Here is a 21,815-nt window from a genome sequence, read left to right on the forward strand (position 1 = left end):
AACATGACGTACGCGGTAGAGTTTCATAATGTCTCACGTTTTTACGCTGACGTGCGGGCGGTGGATGGCGTCAGCATGGCTATCCGTGATGGTGAATTCTTCTCGATGCTGGGGCCGTCCGGCTCCGGCAAAACCACCTGCCTGCGGCTTATCGCCGGATTCGAACAGCTATCCGGCGGGGCGATTTCGATTTTCGGTAAACAGGCCAGCGAGCTGCCGCCGTGGCAGCGTGATGTCAATACCGTCTTTCAGGACTATGCGCTGTTTCCCCATATGTCGATCCTCGATAATGTCGCCTACGGGCTGATGGTGAAAGGTGTCGGTAAGAAAGAGCGTCATAACCGCGCCCAGGCGGCGCTGGAAAAAGTGGCGCTCGGGTTTGTCCATACCCGTAAGCCGTCGCAGCTCTCCGGCGGCCAGCGGCAGCGGGTGGCGATTGCCCGGGCGCTGGTGAACGAGCCGCGGGTACTGCTGCTGGATGAACCGCTTGGTGCGCTGGATTTAAAGCTGCGCGAGCAGATGCAGCTGGAACTCAAGAAACTGCAGCAGGCGCTGGGTATCACCTTTATTTTTGTCACTCACGATCAGGGAGAGGCCCTGTCGATGTCCGACCGGGTGGCGGTGTTTAATAACGGGCGCATTGAGCAGGTGGATGCGCCGCACGATCTCTATCTGCGGCCTAAAACCGCCTTTGTGGCCGGGTTTGTCGGCACCGCCAACGTGTTTCCTGCCGAAGTTGCCGCCCGCCTGTGCGGGATGCCGGGCGTCTGGTCACTGCGTCCGGAACATATTCGCCTGGACGGCGGCGGCGAAGTGCAGGTCCAGGGGGTTGTCCAGGCGGTGCAATACCAGGGGGCGGCGACGCGCATTGAACTGAAGCTGAAGGATGGCGATAAGCTGCTGGTGAGTCAGGCGAATATTGATGACGGCGCGGTGTTCAGCGCGCCGCAGGCCGGACAAACGGTGCTGGCATCATGGTCGCGCGCGGCGATGGTCCCGTTGGATAGCGGAGGTTGGAGATGACGATGGTCATTCCTCACGCGTCAACCGGGCGCCTGTCCGGGCTGTTCTGGCGCAGGCCGTCGCTGGGCCTGTTCTTATTGCTGCTTGGGCCGCTGATGTGGTTTGGCATTGTCTATCTGGGGTCGCTGCTCACCCTGTTATGGCAAAGCTTCTATACCTTTGATGACTTCACCATGTCGGTGACCCATGACCTGACGCTGGCTAACCTGAAAGCGTTATTTAACCCGGCAAACTACGACATCATCATCCGCACGCTGGTCATGGCGCTGGCGGTGACGCTCGCCAGCGCGGTGCTGGCGCTGCCGATGGCGTGGTATATGGCGCGCTATACCCGCGGCAAAATGAAAGCGTTTTTTTACATCGCCGTGATGCTGCCGATGTGGGCGAGCTATATCGTTAAAGCCTATGCCTGGACGTTGCTGCTGGCGAAAGATGGCGTGGCGCAGTGGTTTCTCGGCCATCTGGGGCTGGAAGGGGGGCTAAACCTGCTGCTGACCATCCCGGCGGTGGGGGGAAATACGCTGTCGACTTCCGGACTGGGCCGCTTCCTGGTGTTCGTTTATATCTGGCTGCCGTTTATGATTCTGCCGGTTCAGGCGGCGCTGGAACGTTTACCCCCCTCGTTGCTGCAGGCGTCGGCCGATCTCGGCGCCCGCCCGCGGCAGACGTTCCGCTATGTGGTTTTACCGCTGGCGATCCCGGGGATTGCCGCCGGGTCGATTTTTACTTTCTCCCTGACGCTGGGGGATTTTATCGTCCCGCAGCTGGTGGGGCCGCCCGGCTTCTTTATCGGCAACATGGTCTATTCCCAGCAGGGGGCGATCGGCAATATGCCGATGGCGGCCGCGTTTACCCTGGTACCGATTGTCCTGATTGCCCTTTATCTGGCGCTGGTGAAGCGTCTGGGAGCGTTTGATGCACTCTGAACGCGCACCGCTGTTGCTGAAAATCGCCACCTGGGGTGGGGTCGTCTTCCTCCATTTCCCGCTGGCGATTATCGCCCTGTATGCCTTTAATACCGAGGATGCTGCCTTTAGCTTTCCGCCTCAGGGCCTGACATTACGCTGGTTCAGCGAGGCGGCGGGGCGTAGCGATATTATCGATTCTGTGACGTTGTCACTTAAAATTGCCGCGCTGTCGACGGCCATTGCGTTAGTACTTGGCACGTTGGCTGCAGGAGCACTCTGGCGCAGCACTTTTTTTGGTAAGAACGCGGTGTCGCTGCTGTTGCTGTTGCCGATTGCGCTACCGGGGATTATTACCGGTCTTGCGCTGCTAACCGCGTTCAAGGCCATCAATCTTGAACCCGGTCTGTTAACGATTGTGGTGGGGCATGCCACTTTTTGCGTGGTGGTGGTGTTCAACAACGTTATCGCCCGCTTTCGCCGGACGTCGTGGAGCCTGGTGGAAGCGTCAATGGATTTAGGCGCCACGGGCTGGCAGACCTTTCGCTACGTGGTGCTGCCTAACCTCGGTTCGGCTCTGCTGGCGGGAGGAATGCTGGCGTTCGCGTTATCATTTGATGAGATTATCGTCACCACCTTTACCGCCGGGCATGAGCGCACGCTGCCGCTGTGGTTGCTGAATCAGCTAGGCCGGCCGCGCGATGTGCCGGTCACCAACGTGGTTGCGCTGCTGGTGATGCTGGTGACGACGATACCGATTTTGGGGGCCTGGTGGCTAACCCGTGACGGCGACGCGAGCGCCGAAAACGGAAAATAATTCACATCTACAGGATCATGCTATGCAACATAACCTTTTGATTAACGGCGAGCTGGTGGCGGGTGAAGGTGAGAGGGTGCCGGTATTTAATCCTGCCAATGGTGAAGTCATTCTCGAGATAGCGGAAGCTAGCGAAGCGCAGGTCAACGCCGCCGTCGAAGCGGCGGATCGGGCATTTGTCAGCTGGAGCCAGACGACGCCGAAAACCCGAGCGGAATGTCTGCTCACGCTGGCCGATACCATTGCCGGGCACGCGGAGTCGCTGGCGAAACTGGAGTCGCTAAACTGCGGTAAGCCGCTGCACTGCGTTATTAACGATGAATTGCCGGCGGTTGCCGATGTGTTTCGCTTTTTTGCCGGGGCGGCGCGCTGTCTGCCGGGCATGGCGGCGGGTGAATATCTGGAAGGTCACACCTCAATGATCCGCCGCGATCCGGTCGGGGTGGTGGCCTCTATCGCGCCGTGGAACTACCCGCTGATGATGGCGGCGTGGAAACTGGCGCCGGCGCTGGCCGCAGGCAACTGTGTGGTGATTAAGCCGTCAGAAATCACCCCGCTGACCGCGCTGACGCTGGCAGAACTGGCAAAAGATATCTTCCCGGCCGGGGTGCTGAATGTCCTGTTTGGCCGCGGGAAAAGCGTCGGCGACCCGCTGACCGGCCACCCGAAAGTGCGCATGGTCTCGCTGACCGGGTCGATTGCTACCGGGGCGCATATTCTCGGTCATACCGCCTCTTCGATTAAACGTACCCATATGGAACTGGGTGGCAAAGCGCCGGTGATTGTCTTTGATGATGCCGATATTGACGCGGTTGTGGAGGGCGTCAGGACCTTCGGTTTTTATAACGCCGGCCAGGACTGTACCGCCGCCTGTCGACTCTATGCCCAGCAAGGGATCTACGATCGGCTGGTGGAGAAACTGGGGGCCGCGGTGGCCAGTCTCAAGGTCGGCCAGCCCGACGACCCGGCGACCGAACTGGGGCCGCTGAGTTCGCAGGCGCACCTGGCGCGGGTCAGCGCCGCCGTTGACGCCGCTCGCGAGCTGGCGCATATCAAGGTTGTGACCGGCGGCAGTCCGGTCCCGGGCAAAGGATACTTCTATCAGCCGACGCTGCTGGCAGGGGCCAGACAGGAGGATGACATCGTCCAGCGCGAAGTGTTTGGTCCGGTGGTCAGCGTGACGGCGTTCAGCGATGAGGATCAGGTGCTGGCATGGGCTAATGACTCGCAGTATGGCCTGGCCTCATCGCTCTGGACCCGTGACGTTGGCAGAGCGCACCGTCTGAGCGCCCGTTTGCAGTACGGCTGCACCTGGGTCAATACCCACTTTATGCTGGTCAGCGAGATGCCGCACGGTGGGCAGAAGCTCTCCGGATACGGTAAGGACATGTCGATGTACGGTCTGGAAGATTATACGGTGGTGCGCCATGTGATGGTAAAACACTAACAACGGTCAGTAGCCAACGGGCCCGTTGGCTACTTTCCGCTGGGGCACTGCGGGCCATTCTTACACATCATTGTTTGCTGCCCGGTATGGCTGCCGGAGATTATCCGCAAAGCGACATGCCAATCACCGCGTTAACGACGCCAGAGGCATCAATACGCCGCCGACATGCTCTTCTCTGGCCGCAATCCTGACCCTCATGGCATTCTCCCGGAGGGTGACTTTCTGGTTTGTTTTTTGCCCTTTCTGGCGGCGTAAATCGCCAGCCTGGCGACTGTTTTGTCAGCTGGGATCAACGTTCAAAACGACTTCAATCAAGATAGTCTATTATTTATAATAGGTTATGGTTATTTTTTGGATGAAGTATAACCACTTCATTGCTATACGAGATCTTGAATTCAAGGAGAGTTGACCAATGAAAAGCGAAGAACTGACACGTAAAGCTGAAGAGGATATCTCTGCGCTGATTGCAAAAAAAGTGGCAGAATTGAGGAAGAAAACCGGGCAGGAAGTCTCTGAAATCGAGTTCATTCCTCATGAGACGATGACGGGGCTTGACGGCTATGAAGTGAAAATAAAGCTGATGTGAAAAGCAAAAAGGTCGCTGAGGCGACCTTTTTACCCTTCTTTATGAGGGGGGAGATTGTGACGGTTCAACCGAAGCCCTCCGCCGTGATGGTCTGCGTGGCTCACCTGTGGCTGGTGATTTTAGCGTGAGATGAGCCCGCAGAGGTTAGTGTCCAGGCGATATTAGTGACGAGTTAAGCCATTAAGCGTGTCAGAGTATTTCTTTAATTTTATGATCTTATCTTTCATTACCCAGCTAAGTTCGGCAATCTTATCCCTGATCTCCATCACCTCTTTTTCATTGAGGTTTACAAGATTCGCCGCGGGCCCCGGTACACCTTTTGCCAGGGATTTGTTGGTCTCACAGCGATAACCGTGCGCATACATTACCTCACTCATTTTCTTTTCAAATAAGTTAAGGTTTTCGTAAGTTCGGATATAGCCGGTGATTTCCGGGCTTTCGCCCAGGACCAGGAACTGTGAGGCGATCGCCGGGGTTCTATCCAGATCTATCGGGATCGAATCATCAGGTATGAACGTCGTGACGCCCGCAGCTCCGGCGACAGGTGGCCGCCTGGTGACATCGTAATACCCCCCATCATTCGCAAGCAGGACCGCATGATGGGTGGCGACCATAAAGCAGCCGCGCCATAGATTAACATCCCAACCAGGCTGCATTTTTCCCCCCACTTTTTGGATAGCGGCATCCACATTCCAGTATGAATTCCCCGCGGGGCCGGGGGAGTCAATAACCGGGACAAGGATCGGTTTAGAGAAGGGGTTGATTTGCTCAGCAAATTGCAACAGCCGCGAATCATTCAGCGGCACATGCTCATACAGGGGGTGACTATGCATTATGCAGGGCTCCTTGTGATGGATACAAACAGGCGCGGCGAGGCCGGGATCCTTGGGCGATTAACTCTTAGGGAGTTTTAATGATTATCCTGTTAAATCATGGCACAGGATTCTGTAACAGAACAGGCGGGTCGGCGTCGAATAATCCGTTTTAGACATTGGGTTTTTTGGCATGCTGCTAACGTCCGGGATAGTTACCTCCTGCTTACATTAGCAAGCTAATAGTAACAATAGCAGTTATTGTTAAAACAAAAGCGCAATGATATGAGAATATTCTTATGCCCCTTCAAGAGCTAAGCCATAGTGAGTGCCGGAGATAAGCGCCGGGTGGGGCGCGCAAAACACCTGTAGTGAGTGACCTGTCGGCGAAGAGACGATGATCAAGATCGGCGGGAACTGACAATCTTTATTGAGCCCCTGCATGTAGTTGCAGGGGTTTTTTGTCTTTCACCCGTTTGTGTCGCCGAAATTCGACTGATGTGGTCAGCGGGAGAGAAGAGAATCAGTGCGGGAGGAAATGCTCGCCCGGAACAGGGGCTGGATGGCGCACAAAGTGAGAATGACAAATAAATTTTTTCTATAATAAATGTAATTTTAGACCAGCGGCACTTCACCCTATCGCTTTGTTTTTTTTGTCGGCAAGCTGGACTGGCGGCGTTCGCGAATGTAAGAAACAAGATTGTACGCTGCAATCACCAGCAGTATTAGCGCCACAATAAGCACGATAATTCCGGACATATACCACCTCAAAATAAAATGAGAAAAAGCAAAATCAAACACTCATAACTTGTGATTATGAATGTAAATTCTAATGATGGATAACGCAAATAGTATTTGCAGACGGTAGCATCCTGTTACCGCGAGAAAATGTGCACGGGGGATAATAAATTCCATATTAAACATTGGATTATGTGGTATCCTCTCTGTCTGTTGAAGAACAAAGATTTAAGAAGTATCGCATTTTCCGCTAATAACTAAGCTATCCATACATTATTATTAATTATCTACAGGCACCTGTTTTACACTGGTTTTTAAGGTTTTTCTTATAGGTTCTGTTTATTGAGTGTTGAGGCTCATGGTGCTAAAGCATTCTCTGCATAAAACCGCGCAGATTCATTTGTTTTATTAAATTAAATACCCCCTTAAATTGTAATGAAAAGAAGCTCGCTCGCTTATTCACTTAGCGCAATAAGTATTGTCGCAGATAACGATTATGGCAACTTTGTCTGGCCGCCTCTTTTATTCAGTCGCGGGAAATGTAGATAAAATGTTAAAATAAGCGCCCACCCGCTGCGGATAACCGTGGGCAAGCCGTTTGACATTTGACTTTATATGGCCGCCCATGCGAACATTTGTCATAATTTGTTACTTTGACGTTGATCTTGTTTTGAAAAATATCGCATTTTTCCTGTCAGTGGCCTGCGCCGCGGCAATCCTCTACGGCAATTTGCCTGCTCAGCGCATTAGCGGTTGTGTAAAGCAGCGGGCCAGTGAGGCCGTTTGCGTGGCCGCAGAGTGGGACAATGAAAAAATCAATCTTCTGCCGCAATATAACCCTGACAATATTAAGTCTGTTGCCGTGCAGCGTGAACAGGCTCTGTCTCAGACAGGCGCAGATAATACCGTCGCGATTAAAGCGTAAAAAAGCAGCCCGCAGAGGCTGCTTTTTTAGGTTTCATTGCTGAAAAAATCAGTAAAACCAACCGAAACGAACAGATAACAGGCTGATAAGCGCGAAAGCTGCGCCGACATTAATCAGAATTACGGTTTTGCTGGAAACATCCATAACGCCACCTTTATGAGTAAGCCTCTACAGGTATAGTACGAGGTTAAAGGATGTGCTATCGGACAAGGCTGAATTGGAGGTTTTCCACTGATTAAGTGCGCTATTCATAATATGATTTAGCGAACTCTGACGTTCACCCGATGCGTAAAGAGTCCAGGTCATGATGATGCTTATCAGGGAAGGAATAAGAATGACCCTATACCAAAAAATGCTGATTTTTTACGCAGTCATGGGCTTTATCTGCGCAATTATCAGCTGGTTTTTAACCAAAGAAAGCCGTTTGATTCGCCTGCTGGCCGCACTGCTGATCGGGGCAACCTGGCCGTTTAGTTTCCCCACGGCCTTATTAGTCTCCTTATTCTGAAGGCATAAAATCGTTGGCAACTGCGGCAAGGTGGCTGTATAAAAACACAGTAACCATTGACGGGTAATCTTATGAACGGCTTTTATTCTTCTTTGGCCGGCGCCACCGTGCGCTGGTTCGATCTCCCCGGGCACGGCGAACCGGTGGTCTTTATTCACGGACTGGGCTGCGCTTCCTCCTATGATTATCCGCGAGTGGTGGCCGATCCCGCCTTTTGCGGACGGCGGGCCGTGCTTATCGACCTGCCGGGTTACGGCTATAGCGATAAACCCCGCGCATTTGGCTACAGTACCCGGGAACAGGCGCAGGTCGTTGTGGAACTGCTCGATCATCTGCAGCTTGCGCGCTGCTATCTGTATGGGCACAGCATGGGCGGCAGTATCGCCATCGAAGCCGCTGAGCGACTCGGGGAACGCGTGCTGGCTCTGCTGGTGGCGGAACCCAATCTGTATGCCGGGGGCGGAATGTACAGTCGGGCCATCGCCGGGCAGGCGGAGGCGGATTTTGTCGCTCACGGCTATGCGCAAACGCTGGCGGGCGAAACGTCCGCGTGGGCCGGGTGTCTGCAAAACAGCGCTCCCTGGGCGGTATGGCGCGGCGCCAGCAGCCTGGTCGCCGGGGTCATGCCTTCATGGTTTGCGCGTTTTGCTGCATTATCCTGTCGCAAGGTCCTGATTTACGGCGCCCGCTCCCTTCCGGCCGGGGAGGCAACCGCGGCGCAAGCCGCAGGTATTCCGCTGCTGGTGGTGCCAGATGCGGGGCACTCGATGGCCTGGGAAAATCCCGGCGCGCTGGCCGACAGGGTGGCGGTATTCCTCGACCCGCCCGGGGCAGAAGCCTGACCGGCGATCGTCAGCGCGCGTTGGATCAGAAGAGATCTCCGCGAGCGTGTAGCGCTCCGCACGTTTAAGGTCCGGCCGCGGATGGCATATCTGCCGCTGTCGTGCACGCTAAAACGGCAGTTCGCGCGGACGGGTTTGCAGCGTTATCCAGCGCAGTTCGGTAAACTCAGCAATGCCTGCGCGCCCGCCGAAGCGCCCGTAGCCAGACGCTTTGCAGCCGCCAAAGGGCATTTGCGCCTCGTCGTGGACGGTGGGGCCATTAATGTGGCAAATGCCGGTTTGCAGAGCCTGCGCCACGTTCCATGCCCGGGCGCTGTCGCGACTGTATACCGCCGACGAGAGTCCATATTCGCTGTCGTTAGCGACGGCCAGCGCTTCCTGTTCGTCATGTACCCGAATAATGGCTTTCACCGGCCCGAAGGACTCTTCATGCCATATCCGCATCTGGCGGGTGACGCCGTCAAGCAGCGTCGCCGCCATCTGTGTGGAACTGGCTTTGCCGCCGGTTAATAACCGCGCCCCTTTCGCCAGCGCATCGTCAATCAGCGCATTGCAGCGCGCAACGGTTTTCATATCGACAACCGGCCCCATCAGTCCGACGGGCAAGGTTGCCGCGCGGCGGCTAAGCAGGGCGATAAAGGCGTCGGCTATCGCCTCGTCGACGATAATCCGCTCGGTCGACATACAGATTTGCCCGGCGTTGGCAAAAGCGCCGAACACCGCACCCGCCGCGGCCTGTTCGAGGTCGGCATCATCAAGGACCAGCAGCGGGGCTTTGCCACCGAGTTCGAGAACCGCCGGTTTAAGATACTGACCGCAGGCGCGGGCAATAATGCGACCCACCGGCGTGGATCCGGTAAAATTAACGCGGCGTACCGCCGGGTGGGCAATCAGCGATTCCACCAGCGCCGGAGCATCCGCAGGATCGCAGGTCAGATAGTTCACCACGCCAGCGGGGAACCCCGCCGCCGCCAGTGCGTCGATAATCAGCGCCTGGCTGGCGGGCGATAGCTCGGCCCCCTTGAGGATCACCGTGTTGCCGCAGGCCAGCGGGGTGGCAATGGCGCGGGTCGCCAGGATCAACGGCGCATTCCACGGCGCCATCCCCAGCACTACGCCCGCCCCCTGGCGGACGGCCATTGCCAGACTCCCCGGCACATTCGACGGAATGACCTGGCCCTCTATCTGAGTGGTGAGTGCGGCGGCCTCACGCAGAATATCGGCGGCCAGATGGACGTTAAAACCTGCCCAGTGCGCCGTTGCGCCGGTTTCCGCGGCCATCGCGGCGATAAATTTAGCTTCGCGAAGCCGCATCTGCTCTGCGGCTTCCAGCAGTAACCGACGTCGTTCGCAGGGGGCGGTATCGCGCCAGAGGGGGAATGCGGCGGCCGCGGCTTCGACGCTACGCCGCGCATCGTTGAGATTAGCCGCCGCGGCCACAGAGGCGGTCTGGGCGCTCAGCGGGTTGCTGCGGCTGAAGGTGGCGCGATCTTCAGCATCGTGCCATTGGCCATGGGTATATAAGTTGCAGTTTATCGTCATCGGGAAGCCTCATTATGCAGCGGTTTTCCGAGTGTACCGGGCAGGGGGCCGGCGCGGTGAGCGCAGGGCGGTTATCGCACGATTTTTTCCCGGTTTTGTATCTGGTTCACAACTTCAGCGTTTCTGGCCTGCGGTTGTGGAATAAATCGCCGAAAACGGGGCTTTCAGCATAACCTGATACCAATTGATTATTTGCCCGCTGCATCATGCTGTGCTGTTATTAGCGTACATATAACAAATTCATAAGGTTTATAACCATGTCTACAGGGAAAACGCTGATTGCGCTGGCACTCAGTACATTACTGCCGGCCGGCGCCGCGTGGGCGGCAAACAGCGATACGCTGGTTTATTGTTCTGAAGCCTCGCCGGAATCCTTTAACCCGCAGATTGCCAGCTCAGGCCCCTCGTTTGTCGCCAGCTCGCAGGTCCTCTATAATCGTCTGATTACCTTTGACCCGGTAAAAAACACGCCGGTTCCGTCGCTGGCCACCGGGTGGACCGTCTCCCCGGATGGAAAAACCTGGACCTTTACCCTGCGTAAAGGGGTGCAGTTCAACAGCAATAAATATTTTAAACCGACCCGCGATTTTAACGCCGATGACGTTATTTTCTCGGTGCTGCGTCAGCAGGATGCGCACCATCCGTATCACAACGTATCGCAGGGTAACTATGAGTATTTTCATGATGTCGGGCTGGATAAACTGATTAAAGAGGTGAAAAAGGTCGATGATTATCACGTCCAGTTCGTGCTGACGGAGCCGAATGCGGCCTTCCTTGCCGACTGGGGGATGGATTTTGCCTCGATACTGTCGGCAGAGTATGGCGAGGCCATGCTGAAGAAAGGTACGCCGGAGTACGTTGATACCTGGCCTATCGGCACCGGCCCGTACGCGCTTCAGCAATATAAAGTCGATTCGCTGATCCGCTATATCGCCAACCCGCACTACTGGGAAGGTGAAGTGCCAACAAAACATCTGATCTTCTCGATCACCCCGAATGTCGAAACGCGTCTGGCGAAGCTGCAGACCAACGAGTGCCAGATCATCCCGGCGCCATCCCCGGTGCAGTTCGCCGTCATTAATGGCAACAAAGTTCTGGCGCTCCACTCCGTGGAAGCGCTGAACGTCGGCTATCTGGCGTTTAATACTGAGAAAAAGCCGTTTGATAACGTGCTGGTGCGCCAGGCGCTGAATTACGCCACCGACAAGCAGGCAATTGTCAAAGCGGTGTTTATGGATTCTGGCGTTGTCGCCAAATCACCGCTGCCGGCGAATATGTCTGGCTATAAGTCAGATCTGCCGGATTACGGCTACGATCCGCAAAAGGCCAAAGATCTCCTGAAACAGGCGGGCCTGGAAAAAGGTGCTGAGGTCACCCTGTGGTCGATGCCGGTGCAACGGCCGTATAACCCCAATTCACGCCGTATTGCCGAGATGATTCAGAGTGACTGGAGTAAGGTGGGTATCAAGGCCAAAATCGTAACCTATGAGTGGGGGGAATATCTCTCCGGGATGCGTAAAGGGGAGCATGACAGCGCTCTGTTTGGCTGGATGTCAGACAACGGCGATCCGGACAACTTTGCCGGTACGCTGCTGAGCTGCGATAACATCAAGACCGGCTCCAACGTTGCCCGCTGGTGCGATAAGTCTTACGATGCGCTGGTGAAAAAAGCGATCCAGGTAAGCGACCCACAGGCGCGCGCCAAACTGTACGCTCAGGCGCAGGAGATCTTTTATCAGCAGGCGCCGTGGATTACCCTCGCGAGCGGAAAAACCTTCTACGCCACCCGCAGCAATGTCAGCGGCTATAGCGTGAGCCTGATGGGTAGCGATTTTTCGAAGGTTAAGTTGAACTAAGCCGAAAGGAGAACAGATGGCACATCTGGATGACGTTATTGCCCGCGTTGATGCGGCGATTGCCGAGGGGGTGATTACTCACATGAACGAGCTGCTGGTCGAGCTGAGCGACGATGCTGAGCTGAGTCGCGACGAGCGCTTTACCCAGCAGCAGCGTTTACGTACCACCATTGCGCATCACGGGCGCCAGCATCAGGAAGAGCAGGAGGCGCGTCGCGAGCAGTTGAACAAAGGTGGCGCCATTCTTTGATCTTGCGCGCTAAAACTGGCGCCTGGCTACCAGCCAGGCGCCTGCCACCAGCATGACCGCGCCGCACAGCGGCCCCAGCAGCGCTCGCCACGGCACGCCGTGGGCGCGAATAATATCCATCACCAGCCCGCCGACCAGCTGGCTGGCAATCAGCACCGCGATGGTCGTCGCCGCGCCGACATTCTGATAGCCGCTGATGCTGGCGAAGACAAAGAAAGAGCCCAGCAGGCCCGGAATCAACGTCCACCATTTAATACTGACCGCCAGCTCCTGAAAGCCTGCCGCGCCGTGGCGCAGCAGCAGGATAGTGACAAAAATCACGATTCCGACCAGCGAGTTAAGCAGCATCGCAATCAGGATGGTGGAGGCGGACTGGGTGATCCGCACCATCAGCGTGTTCTGCACCACCAGACCGACCCCGGCGGCGATCAGACAGGCGAGCGTCAGCGACTGATTCATGCGCCGGCATCCGGATCGAGACGATCGTCGAGCTGGAGCTGCATAAAGGTCAGATCCAGCCAGCGGCCGAATTTGGTACCGACCTGCGGCATCTGCCCGGTAGTGACAAAGCCTAGCGTCTCATGCAGATGCAAAGAGGCATGGTTCTGCGCTTCGATGCCGGCGACCATCACGTGCTTGTTCAGCCGACGCGCTTCGTTAATCAGCGCAACCAGCAGGGCGCGGCCCAAACCTTTGCCCTGATGATCGGGATGCACATACACCGAGTGCTCTACGGTGTGGCGGAAGCCGTCAAAGGAGCGCCAGTCCCCGAACGAAGAGTAACCGGTCACCACATTGTCTTCTTCACTTACCAGCACCGGGAAGCCTGCCAGCCGACGGGCTTCAAACCAGGCGATGCGATTATCGGTATCGACGGTTTTGTCATTCCAGATAGCGGCGGTGTGCAGCACCGCGTGGTTGTAGATTTCGGCGATCGCCGCGCAGTCTTGTTTGCAGGCATAACGAATGGACATAGTAAGCCTCAATGTTTGTACACTATAGTAGTACGGTATTATTACAATAATGTACGCAATGCTGTCATCTGTTTTAGCGATAAATTTTAGCGGGCGATGCGGCGAGAGGCGAGTATGGATGGCGGAGGAGCGGTGAGAACGGCTAAGCGGGCTTCGCCGAACGCGGCCTTGTTGGCGATCGATTCATACACTATAGTACTACGCTATGAATACTATTGAAGACAATATCAATCAGCGCATTAGCGCCCGCATTCGCATCGAGCGCGAGTCTCGCGGCTGGTCGCTCAGCGAACTGGCGGAACGGGCGGGGGCCTCACGCGCCATGATCCACAAGATCGAGCGCGGTGAGAGCAGCCCGACGGCATCAATGCTGGGGCGGCTTTCCGGCGCCTTTGGTATCAGCATGTCGACGCTGATCGCCCGGGCGGAAGTGCAGGAGGGCAATCTGCTGCGCTTTGCGCAGCAGCCGGTGTGGCGCGACCCGCAGAGCCACTATCTGCGGCGTCACGTCTCCCCGCGTAGCGATCTGCCTATCGATCTGGTGCAGGTGGAACTGCCGGCGGGGAGCGATGTGCCGATGCCCGCCGCCTCTTATGCGCTGGCGCGTCAGCTGATCTGGCTGCAGCAGGGCGAGCTGATCTTTGTTGAGGGGTCGACGCGTCATGTGATGCAGGCCGGAGATTGTCTCGAACTGGGGCCGCCAAACGACTGCCGGTTTATCAATGAATCCAGCGCTGCATGCACCTACCTGGTGGTGCGATTAAATCAATCTGCCTCATAATGCCAATGTACAGGGCGCGAATTGCGACTAGCCTCAGTACAGGCCTTTAAAAAGAGGAGTTTGCTATGGCTTTTCATCCGCAACGTCACCGCCGCTGGCTGCTGGCTTCCCGCCCGCACGGCGAGCCGACCGGGGAGAACTTCCGTCTGGAAGAGGCAGAGGTTCCGACGCCCGGTCCCGGACAGGTGCTGCTACGTACCGTTTTCCTCTCTTTAGACCCCTACATGCGCGGTCGCATGAGCGATGCCCCCTCCTATTCGCCTCCCGTTGCGGTTGGCGCGGTGATGGTGGGGGGTACGGTCAGCCGCGTTGAGGCGTCGAATCATGCTGATTTTACCCCCGGTGAATGGGTGCTGGGCCACGGCGGCTGGCAGGACTATGAGCTGTCCGACGGTAGCGGTCTGGTGAAGCTGGGCAAGGATCCTCAGCATCCTTCCTGGGCGCTGGGCGTGCTTGGGATGCCCGGTTTTACCGCCTATATGGGGCTGCTGGATATTGGCCAGCCGAAAGCCGGGGAAACGCTGGTGGTTGCCGCGGCAACCGGGCCGGTGGGCGCCACGGTAGGGCAGATCGCTAAGCTGAAGGGATGCCGGACGGTGGGGATCGCGGGCGGCAGCGAGAAGTGCCGTTACGCGGTGGAAACGCTGGGCTTTGATGTCTGTATCGATCACCGGGCACCGGACTTTGCCGTACAGCTGCTGGAAGCCTGCCCGCAGGGAATTGATATCTATTACGAAAACGTCGGCGGCAAAGTCTTCGATGAAGTGCTGCCGCTGTTGAACACCTCGGCGCGGGTACCGGTGTGCGGCCTGGTCAGCGGCTATAACGCGACCTCGCTGCCGGATGGCCCGGACCGCCTGCCGCTGCTGATGGCGACGCTGCTGAAGAAACGTATCCGTATGCAGGGGTTTATCATCGGCCTGGATTACGGGCATCGCATTGCCGAATTCCAGCAAGAGATGGGGCGCTGGGTGCAGGAAGGCAAAATCAAATACCGCGAGCAGCTCGTTGAGGGCCTCGAAAATGCGCCACAGACGCTGATTGGCCTGCTGAAGGGAGAGAATTTCGGCAAAGTGGTCATCCGCGTTTCTCCTGACGAATAACAAACGCTGCCCCCGGTCGCGCTGCGCTGACCGGGGGCGACGCCCCGGACGGTAGCCCGCATCACGCGCAAGCGCTATCCGCGCTTCCCCTTATCGCATCCCGCTATCAACTGTCCCCGAATCAACTCTTTGGGCTTATCCCGCACGTTAATATGTCGCTCAAATGGCTCATATTCCAGCGCTATTCGGATTTTTCTGGCGCGATCTGAGATGCAATATTGAATTTTTAATGGACATTTAATTACAGAATATTACATTTAATGTCGCAACATTTCAAAAAAAGGAGTTTTTGATGTCGATGCCAATATCTGTCTGGCGCAGCGGTTGTGTTGCGGTTGCGCTGCTACTTATACCGCTGGCGCTCTCAGCGGCCCCTTTAGCGGTGCAGACAGTGCGCAAAATGTTTACCGTTACAATATGACGGAGCATATGCTGCAACAATATGCTCTGGATAATCAGCGGGATATTCTGGCGGCAGATAAAGGGGATAAGGAGGCAGCTAAACGCGTTCAGGCCCGGAGGGAAGCGGCGATTATCGTGGCTGCTGCCAGCGGTGGAGGTATGGCCCTGACCGCAGGTGGGATGACCCTGGTAGGTGCGGCCCCCGAGCTGGTTCTGGCGGCAAGATTGGTCATCGCTAGTTGTAAAACAAATCCTGCGCTTTGCCTGAATCAGGCGGGTATTTATGCGGCAGATATTGTGGCACCAGAGGCTATCATTGGTACAGGCGCTGTAACGACCGGCAGCACATTGATTCTGGGTAAAACCGCAGACAGCATGAAGAAGCTGGGTCGACAGTTGGTGAACGTTTTTGATGAGTTTAACCAAACAAAAAGGTTCAATACTCAGTCTGTTGCCAGTTTTATCAAAGGAGAAACAGCCGCCGGGACGAATCTTTCTACGAAAACGGCAGATTATGTCCGCGATATTCAGAAAACCAATACTGACCAGTTAGTTAAAGTGTTTGATCCAAAACAGAGTAGCGATAAGCTCAATGTGTTCGGGAAGGAGTTTGCGCAGGTGTTGGGTGACGGGGGAAGTAATAAGTACGGAACGACCAAGGTCTTTGCGACAGAGAAACTTTCCGACCGAGATATCATTGATTATGCGCAATCTTTGACGGGGGGAGAGCCATTTAAAGAAGTCACGACTCCTTTAGGTACAGTTTATTTTTCAAAAAAAGATAGTGTAACAATAAGCCTGCGTGACTATTCCGCAAGCGAAGAAAAAACAAATGCTCGCTGGACAATAGAAATTTTAGGTAATGAAGACTTGCAAGCCTTACAGGGCAAAGTTAAGAAAAAAGTTGAGATCAAGTTTCGGTGAGGTGTTTATATGTTATATAGCGATGATGAATATAAGCTGTTTGCTGAGGAACTGGAAGGATCATCCATGGGTACCGTATGGTCTGCCATGAGGGCGGATAATTTTGGGAAAGAAGAGTTATCATATAAAGAAAAATGCGACTATTTTTTTGAACTTATGGAACGCCTTCTTCTGGAAGGAAAAATAAAATTAGCAAGTCGAGGAAAATATCTGGAAGGAAGCATCGACGAACAAATTTCCTTGTATCGTGAAAACTTTCCCAAAAACCAGGAGGAAATGGAAGAGGATGCTTTTGATGGCTTCTGGTTTCTGACGGAAAAATGCCCTGGCGGCATAGTCTGGATCCATGACAATGGCTATGAAGACTGGACCTGATACACCGCTAGTCATAACGGCTCTTCGGAGCCGTTATCCTTGAATATATCCCGCATAAACGCTGTTTGTCGGTCACGATACTGAAATTAACGGCGCTGCCTGCCTCTGATAGAGCCAACCTGGACAGACCAAAGGCAGGGTTATTGACGAACGAGCGGACAGGGCCTGCGCCTGACAAACTCGTCGCCTGATACTCTGCAAACTGCCGACGATCGTCTTTATCCAGAAGGCAGTATCGCAGCCTTTAACGTCTCGCAGAATCTAAAGTCAGCCATAAAACGCCAGCCGCTCGGCCAACAGGTCGACAAACCCCTCCCGGTCGACATCCAGCAACACCGTGGTATTCGGCTGATTGCCGGTGAGGAAGTAATAATCGACCACCGTCATGCCCTGGGTATATTTCCCCTGGGTTTCCACGCCGACCCAGCGCTCAACGCTGGTAAACAGCTGCGGCTTCAGCAGCCAGGCGATGGTGCAGGGGTCGTGCAGCGGGGCGCCGGTGAAGCCCCATTTAGCATCCTTGTGATACTCCATAAAGAAGTCGAGCAGTTCGGCAACAATGGTGGCTACCGGGTTGCCGAGCTGGCGGAAACGTTCGATATCCAGGCCATGAATCTGCGCCCGATGCGTGACATCCAGCCCGGCCATCACCACCGGAATACCCGACTGGAAGACGATCTCCGCCGCCTCCGGGTCGACGTAGATATTAAACTCGGCGGCGGGCTGCCAGTTGCCGAGCACCATCGCGCCGCCCATCATCACGATACGCGCGATCTTGTCATGCAGTTCCGGGTGGCTATTCAGCAGCAGGGCGACGTTGGTTTGCGGGCCGGTGGCGACAATCGTCACCGGCTGCGGGCTTTCGCGCAGCGTTTTCGCCATCAGCTCCACGGCGGTAACGCTCTGCGGGGCAAAATCAGGCTCCGGCAGCGCCGGGCCGTCGAGCCCGCTTTCGCCGTGAACGTTGTCAGCGATGATCAGCTCCCGCATCAGCGGCTTACGCGCGCCGCCGGCCACCGGAATATCCTGGCGTTGCAGCAGCGTCAGCATGCGCAGCACGTTACGCAGGGTTTTCTCCGGCGTCTGGTTACCGGCGGAGGAGGTGATGGCTTTGACGTCAAGTTCGGGTGAGGCGAGGGCGAGAACGATAGCGATGGCGTCATCATGACCCGGGTCGCAATCAAGGATGATTGGCAGTGCCATAGCGGCTCCTTTTTATGGGCGTTATTTGTGATAAGGGTAACGCTCTGGGGCACAACAGACGAGAAAGGATAAATCAAAGCGTGAAGTATGCCGCATTATGATGGTGAGGGGACGATTCCCCGCTGGCGCTGCGGGTTTGTGAGGGATATTCCCCCGTTCGCGCTACGCTTGCCGGGCTAAGAAGAAGTTCGAACCGTCAGCCGCCGGGTCAGGCGTTGACGCGTCGCCCGGGGTTGACCCCGGGCGACGGAGGATTACTCAAAGCGCCAGGCGAGATTCAGGCCCACGCCATAGTTACGTCCTGGCGCCGGCTCGTAGTAGCGACCATTGGACTCGTTGACAATCACCGAGCCGACGTAGCTGCGATCGAAGAGGTTATCCACGCGGCCAAACAGATCCATATCCAGCTTGCCGTAGCTCCACTTATAGCCGGTGGTGAGGCCGACCACCGTCCAGGACGGCGCTTTGGCGGTGTTCTCATCGTTAGCCATAATATCGCTCATATAGCGGATATCGCTGCCGGCGTACCAGCCGCGATCCGGCTGATAGCCAAATGAGGCGTAGCCCATATTACGGGCGATACCCGGAATACGATTGCCGTTGCAGCTGGCGTCGTCGCAAACGTTGGTCCGGTAGGTCGCATCCAGCCAGGTCCACGCGGCTTTCAGACGCCAGCTTTCGCCGAACTGCTGATCCAGCCCCAGCTCCATCCCCTGACGGCGGGTTTTACCGGCATTCTTGTAGCTGGTGCGCCCGCCGCTGCTGGCATCCACCACGATTTCGTTATCGGTATTGGTCTGGAACAGGGCGGCGGTAAACAGGCCATTGCCGACCCGCGTTTTACTGCCGATCTCAACCGTTTCATTGGTCGACGGCTGCAGGCCGAAATTGAGGCCGCTCTGGTCGCCTGAACGATAGGAGAGCTCGTTAATGGTCGGCGTTTCAAAACCGCGACCGGCGGAGAGATAGACGTTCCATGCCCCGGTGACCGCGTACTTCAACGACCCGGCCGGCAGCCATTTATGGTAGCTGGCGTCACCGCTGTCATCGCCGTTGCCTGGCGTAATGTAATAGTCGTTGGAGTCGAACCACACCGAGCTGTAGCGCACCCCGGCATCAAGGGAGAGTTTCTCCGTCAGCTGCCACTGAGTTTGCAGATAGGGGTCGATATTCCACATCAGGTTGCGTTCGTTACGGCGCAGATTACCCTCTTCGCCATACTGCGGCGCGCCGTTGACCATCACAAAGTTTTCAAAGCCTTTGCGGCGCTCGCTCATGTTTTCGTAGTCGAGGCCGGTGGTGAAGGTGACCGGGACCAGTAGCTCGCCGCGGTGGGTCCAGCGGGTATCGATGCCCTGATAATGGCGGGTCAGGTCAATCACGCCGCCGGCATGGCCAGGATTGAGCTGCGGCGCGCGGGGGATTGACTGATATTGCGTGGTTTCACGCTCGCCGGCGTACATCATCACGCTCAGGTCGTCCTGCTCGCTCAGCTGACGCTCATAGCGTAATCCCGCCTGGGTCTGCTTCGTCGATTTGCGGGTATTGTACTGATCGCCGCGCGGCGACTGGCGCGGGTTGTCCCGCCACTCATCCTCGCTCAAACCGCCGGCGTCATTGGCTTTAATGTCCACGCTGTTAAACAGCAAGGTCAGCTTGCTGACGTCGTTGATACGTACGCCGAGTTTGGCGTTGGCAAGATTTTTACGCGCGCCGCTGTGATCGCGATAGCCGTGGGTGGTAAAGCGGTTGGTCGACACGGTGTAATCGACGTCACCGGCGTGGGTGCCGTCGCCGACGGCGCCAGTGGCCTTCAGACCGTAGTGCCAGGTGCCGAAGCTACCGTAATAGCTACTGGCCTCGATGGTCGGCGGCTGGCTGCCGGTCTGGCTGGTTACGTTAATCACGCCGCCTGAGGAGTTGCCGTACAGCGCGGAGAACGGCCCGCGCAGGACGTCGATACTCTCGACGCTGCCGATATCAATATTCGAGGTTTGTCCCTGCCCATCGGGCATGGTTGCCGGAATCCCGTCGACGTAGATGCGTAGCCCGCGCACGCCGTAGGTGGAACGGGAGCCGAAACCGCGGATCGACAGCTGCAGGTCCTGGGCGTAATTCTGCCGGTTCTGCACCTGCAGGCCGGGTACCGCACCCAACGACTCGGAGAGATTCACCCGCGGCGTGGCCTGGCGCATCTCGTCGCCGTTGACGACGCTAACGGCGGCAGGAGTGTCGAGTTCGGAAACCGCCGTCGGGGCGGCGGTCACGACCATGGTTTGTTCGTCAGCGGCGCTGGCCTGCGCCACGCCAATCAGGGGAAAAAGCAGGGCAGGCAGCGCGACCGTACGCACGGAAAGGATTTTCATGGGAGCTACTCGTCAAACGAACCAAACGGAACATGTCCGCATATGTTAACTCTTTTGTAAGTTTTTGAAAATTATTAACGGTGATTCCGTTAAAGAATGGCACCGAATGACTATTTTAGCCGCCAGTATGACGAAATAGCGCTCCACTTTAGGGCAAATAATGATTACTATTCGCATTTGAAAAATAGCGCAAAGCCATGACTTTGCGCCACGGAAGCAATGTCGAGCAGGCACATATTTGTTTTATCAAAGGGAGTCGTCATGTCATTACGTCATCTGTCCGCGCCGCGTCTGCGTCGTTCACTGTTATTAACCTCTTTACTGCTGGCAGGGAGCTTCAGCGCTCATGCGGCAGAAGAAATGCTGCGTAAAGCGGTCGGCAAGGGCGCATACGAAATGGCTTACAGCCAGCAAGAAAATGCGCTGTGGGTCGCTACCTCACAAAGCCGTTCTCTGGATAAAGGCGGGATTGTGTATCGTCTCGACCCGACCACCCTGGAGGTCACCCAGGTTATCCATAACGATCTGAAACCGTTCGGCGCGACCATCAACAACGCGACGCAAACGCTGTGGTTCGGTAATACCACCGACAGCACCGTCACCGCGATTGATGCGAAAACCGGCGCCGTCAAAGGCCGTCTGGTGCTGGACTCCCGTAAACGCAGCGAAACCGTGCGTCCGCTGGCGCCGCGTGAACTGGCGGTCAATGAAAAAACCAATACCGTCTATATCACCGGGCTGGGTAAAGAGAGCGTGATCTGGGTGGTCGACGGAGAAAAGCTGACGCTGAAAGAGACTATTACCAATACCGGCGCCATGGCGACCGGCCTGGCGGTGGATGCTGACGCGAAGCGGATCTACACCACCAACGCCGATGGCGAACTGCTGACCATCGACAGTGACAGCAACAAAATTCTGAGCCGTAAAAAGCTGCAGGATGACGGTAAAGAGCATTTCTATCTGAACCTGAGCCTCGATACCGCGGGTCACCGCGCCTTCATCACCGACAGCAAACAGCCGGAAGTGCTGGTTGTTGACCTGCGTGACGGTAAAGTGCTGGAGAAAATCGCCGCGCCGGAATCGCTGGCGGTGCTGTTCAACCCGACGCGTAACGAAGCCTACGTGACGCACCGTAAAGCCGGTGAAGTTAGCGTAATTGACGGTAAAACCTATAAGGTGGTAAAAACCTTCAAAACGCCAACCTTCCCGAACAGCCTGGCGCTCTCTGCCGACGGTAAAACGCTGTATGTCAGCGTGAAACAGGAATCTACCCGTCAGAAAGAAGCCACCCAGCCGGATGACGTTATCCGCATTGCGCTGTAAGTTATCTTTAAGGAGGGGGAAACCCCTCCAGTCCCGCGGAATCACCCTCTGTTACAAACACCTATTGGCCTCAGCAATGTAATGGTTTTACAATCAATGCTTTCCCGCTTACG

23 protein-coding genes are annotated in these 21,815 nt (G+C 56.0%); 15 read left to right on the forward strand and 8 right to left on the reverse strand.

What is annotated here, in order from left to right:
• The first annotated feature begins 3 nt into the window (after positions 1-3).
• The 5 genes from EDF73_RS20355 to EDF73_RS20375 all read left to right on the forward strand — a co-directional run bounded on the left by EDF73_RS20355 (position 4) and on the right by EDF73_RS20375 (position 4,778).
• Positions 4-1,023 (forward strand): ABC transporter ATP-binding protein, encoded by a 1,020-nt coding sequence (locus EDF73_RS20355; protein WP_132730868.1) that lies wholly within the window; start codon positions 4-6, stop codon positions 1,021-1,023.
• The gene (locus EDF73_RS20360; protein ID WP_132730869.1) at positions 1,020-1,949 is read left to right on the forward strand and encodes an ABC transporter permease; all 930 of its coding nucleotides are present in this window, start codon (positions 1,020-1,022) and stop codon (positions 1,947-1,949) included. Before EDF73_RS20355 ends, EDF73_RS20360 begins: the two co-directional genes overlap by 4 nt.
• The gene (locus tag EDF73_RS20365; RefSeq protein WP_132730870.1) at positions 1,939-2,745 is read left to right on the forward strand and encodes an ABC transporter permease; all 807 of its coding nucleotides are present in this window, start codon (positions 1,939-1,941) and stop codon (positions 2,743-2,745) included. The genes EDF73_RS20360 and EDF73_RS20365 overlap by 11 nt, the downstream gene beginning before the upstream one ends.
• Before the next feature lie 22 nt (positions 2,746-2,767).
• A complete protein-coding gene (gene patD, locus EDF73_RS20370; RefSeq protein ID WP_132730871.1) occupies positions 2,768-4,192 on the forward strand; it encodes an aminobutyraldehyde dehydrogenase in 1,425 nt (474 codons plus the stop codon).
• Positions 4,193-4,604: 412 nt separating this feature from the next.
• Positions 4,605-4,778: an addiction module toxin, GnsA/GnsB family gene (locus tag EDF73_RS20375; protein ID WP_132730872.1), complete on the forward strand. Its 174-nt coding sequence runs from the start codon at positions 4,605-4,607 to the stop codon at positions 4,776-4,778.
• A 161-nt stretch (positions 4,779-4,939) separates the two neighbouring features.
• Here EDF73_RS20375 and EDF73_RS20380 read toward each other — a convergent pair whose 3' ends face one another.
• Together EDF73_RS20380 and EDF73_RS27485 are read right to left on the reverse strand one after the other, a co-directional pair.
• Positions 4,940-5,611, reverse strand: coding sequence for a hypothetical protein (locus EDF73_RS20380; protein ID WP_132730873.1), 672 nt, complete (start codon positions 5,609-5,611; stop codon positions 4,940-4,942).
• A gap of 615 nt (positions 5,612-6,226) precedes the next feature.
• Positions 6,227-6,349: a small membrane protein gene (locus EDF73_RS27485; protein WP_165905756.1), complete on the reverse strand. Its 123-nt coding sequence runs from the start codon at positions 6,347-6,349 to the stop codon at positions 6,227-6,229.
• Positions 6,350-6,953: 604 nt separating this feature from the next.
• On the opposite strand from EDF73_RS27485, the gene EDF73_RS20385 reads away from it, so the two are divergent.
• Positions 6,954-7,253 (forward strand): hypothetical protein, encoded by a 300-nt coding sequence (locus tag EDF73_RS20385; RefSeq protein ID WP_132730874.1) that lies wholly within the window; start codon positions 6,954-6,956, stop codon positions 7,251-7,253.
• A gap of 48 nt (positions 7,254-7,301) precedes the next feature.
• Here EDF73_RS20385 and yncL read toward each other — a convergent pair whose 3' ends face one another.
• A complete protein-coding gene (yncL, locus tag EDF73_RS20390; RefSeq protein WP_071844919.1) occupies positions 7,302-7,397 on the reverse strand; it encodes a stress response membrane protein YncL in 96 nt (31 codons plus the stop codon).
• Positions 7,398-7,587: 190 nt separating this feature from the next.
• On the opposite strand from yncL, the gene EDF73_RS20395 reads away from it, so the two are divergent.
• Positions 7,588-7,761, forward strand: a complete 174-nt coding sequence (locus EDF73_RS20395; protein WP_132731002.1) for a GhoT/OrtT family toxin — start codon at positions 7,588-7,590, stop codon at positions 7,759-7,761.
• 71 nt (positions 7,762-7,832) lie between these two features.
• Positions 7,833-8,603: an alpha/beta hydrolase gene (locus EDF73_RS20400; protein ID WP_132730875.1), complete on the forward strand. Its 771-nt coding sequence runs from the start codon at positions 7,833-7,835 to the stop codon at positions 8,601-8,603.
• Positions 8,604-8,711: 108 nt separating this feature from the next.
• On the opposite strand, the gene EDF73_RS20405 is transcribed toward EDF73_RS20400, so the two are convergent.
• The gene (locus tag EDF73_RS20405; protein WP_132730876.1) at positions 8,712-10,145 is read right to left on the reverse strand and encodes an aldehyde dehydrogenase; all 1,434 of its coding nucleotides are present in this window, start codon (positions 10,143-10,145) and stop codon (positions 8,712-8,714) included.
• Between the two features lie 257 nt (positions 10,146-10,402).
• Between EDF73_RS20405 and EDF73_RS20410 the strand changes: the two genes are divergently transcribed.
• Together EDF73_RS20410 and EDF73_RS20415 are read left to right on the forward strand one after the other, a co-directional pair.
• Positions 10,403-12,001: an ABC transporter substrate-binding protein gene (locus EDF73_RS20410; protein WP_132730877.1), complete on the forward strand. Its 1,599-nt coding sequence runs from the start codon at positions 10,403-10,405 to the stop codon at positions 11,999-12,001.
• Between the two features lie 16 nt (positions 12,002-12,017).
• Positions 12,018-12,251 carry a YdcY family protein gene (locus EDF73_RS20415; RefSeq protein ID WP_132730878.1) on the forward strand — a complete coding sequence of 78 codons (234 nt, stop codon included), beginning with the start codon at positions 12,018-12,020 and terminating at the stop codon, positions 12,249-12,251.
• A gap of 9 nt (positions 12,252-12,260) precedes the next feature.
• Here EDF73_RS20415 and EDF73_RS20420 read toward each other — a convergent pair whose 3' ends face one another.
• Positions 12,261-12,710 carry a DMT family transporter gene (locus tag EDF73_RS20420; RefSeq protein WP_132730879.1) on the reverse strand — a complete coding sequence of 150 codons (450 nt, stop codon included), beginning with the start codon at positions 12,708-12,710 and terminating at the stop codon, positions 12,261-12,263.
• Positions 12,707-13,225, reverse strand: a complete 519-nt coding sequence (locus EDF73_RS20425) for a GNAT family N-acetyltransferase (RefSeq protein ID WP_132730880.1) — start codon at positions 13,223-13,225, stop codon at positions 12,707-12,709. The genes EDF73_RS20420 and EDF73_RS20425 overlap by 4 nt, the downstream gene beginning before the upstream one ends.
• Positions 13,226-13,430: 205 nt before the next feature.
• Between EDF73_RS20425 and EDF73_RS20430 the strand changes: the two genes are divergently transcribed.
• The 4 genes from EDF73_RS20430 (at position 13,431) to EDF73_RS20445 (ending at position 16,810) form a co-directional block, all read left to right on the forward strand.
• The gene (locus EDF73_RS20430; protein WP_132730881.1) at positions 13,431-14,006 is read left to right on the forward strand and encodes an XRE family transcriptional regulator; all 576 of its coding nucleotides are present in this window, start codon (positions 13,431-13,433) and stop codon (positions 14,004-14,006) included.
• A gap of 65 nt (positions 14,007-14,071) precedes the next feature.
• Positions 14,072-15,109 (forward strand): NADP-dependent oxidoreductase, encoded by a 1,038-nt coding sequence (locus tag EDF73_RS20435; RefSeq protein WP_132730882.1) that lies wholly within the window; start codon positions 14,072-14,074, stop codon positions 15,107-15,109.
• Between the two features lie 429 nt (positions 15,110-15,538).
• On the forward strand, positions 15,539-16,435 hold the full coding sequence (locus EDF73_RS20440) for a hypothetical protein (protein WP_243655242.1): 897 nt from the start codon (positions 15,539-15,541) through the stop codon (positions 16,433-16,435).
• A gap of 9 nt (positions 16,436-16,444) precedes the next feature.
• Positions 16,445-16,810, forward strand: a complete 366-nt coding sequence (locus EDF73_RS20445; protein ID WP_032699969.1) for a DUF596 domain-containing protein — start codon at positions 16,445-16,447, stop codon at positions 16,808-16,810.
• A gap of 267 nt (positions 16,811-17,077) precedes the next feature.
• On the opposite strand, the gene rihA is transcribed toward EDF73_RS20445, so the two are convergent.
• Positions 17,078-18,013 carry a pyrimidine-specific ribonucleoside hydrolase RihA gene (gene rihA, locus EDF73_RS20450; protein ID WP_132730883.1) on the reverse strand — a complete coding sequence of 312 codons (936 nt, stop codon included), beginning with the start codon at positions 18,011-18,013 and terminating at the stop codon, positions 17,078-17,080.
• 254 nt (positions 18,014-18,267) lie between these two features.
• Positions 18,268-20,379 carry a TonB-dependent receptor PqqU gene (gene pqqU / locus EDF73_RS20455; RefSeq protein WP_165905757.1) on the reverse strand — a complete coding sequence of 704 codons (2,112 nt, stop codon included), beginning with the start codon at positions 20,377-20,379 and terminating at the stop codon, positions 18,268-18,270.
• A 261-nt stretch (positions 20,380-20,640) separates the two neighbouring features.
• On the opposite strand from pqqU, the gene EDF73_RS20460 reads away from it, so the two are divergent.
• Positions 20,641-21,702 carry a YncE family protein gene (locus tag EDF73_RS20460; RefSeq protein ID WP_132730884.1) on the forward strand — a complete coding sequence of 354 codons (1,062 nt, stop codon included), beginning with the start codon at positions 20,641-20,643 and terminating at the stop codon, positions 21,700-21,702.
• Positions 21,703-21,815: the final 113 nt, after the last annotated feature.

The sequence above is a fragment of the Klebsiella sp. BIGb0138 genome, from assembly GCF_004342285.1.
Taxonomy (GTDB): domain Bacteria; phylum Pseudomonadota; class Gammaproteobacteria; order Enterobacterales; family Enterobacteriaceae; genus Klebsiella.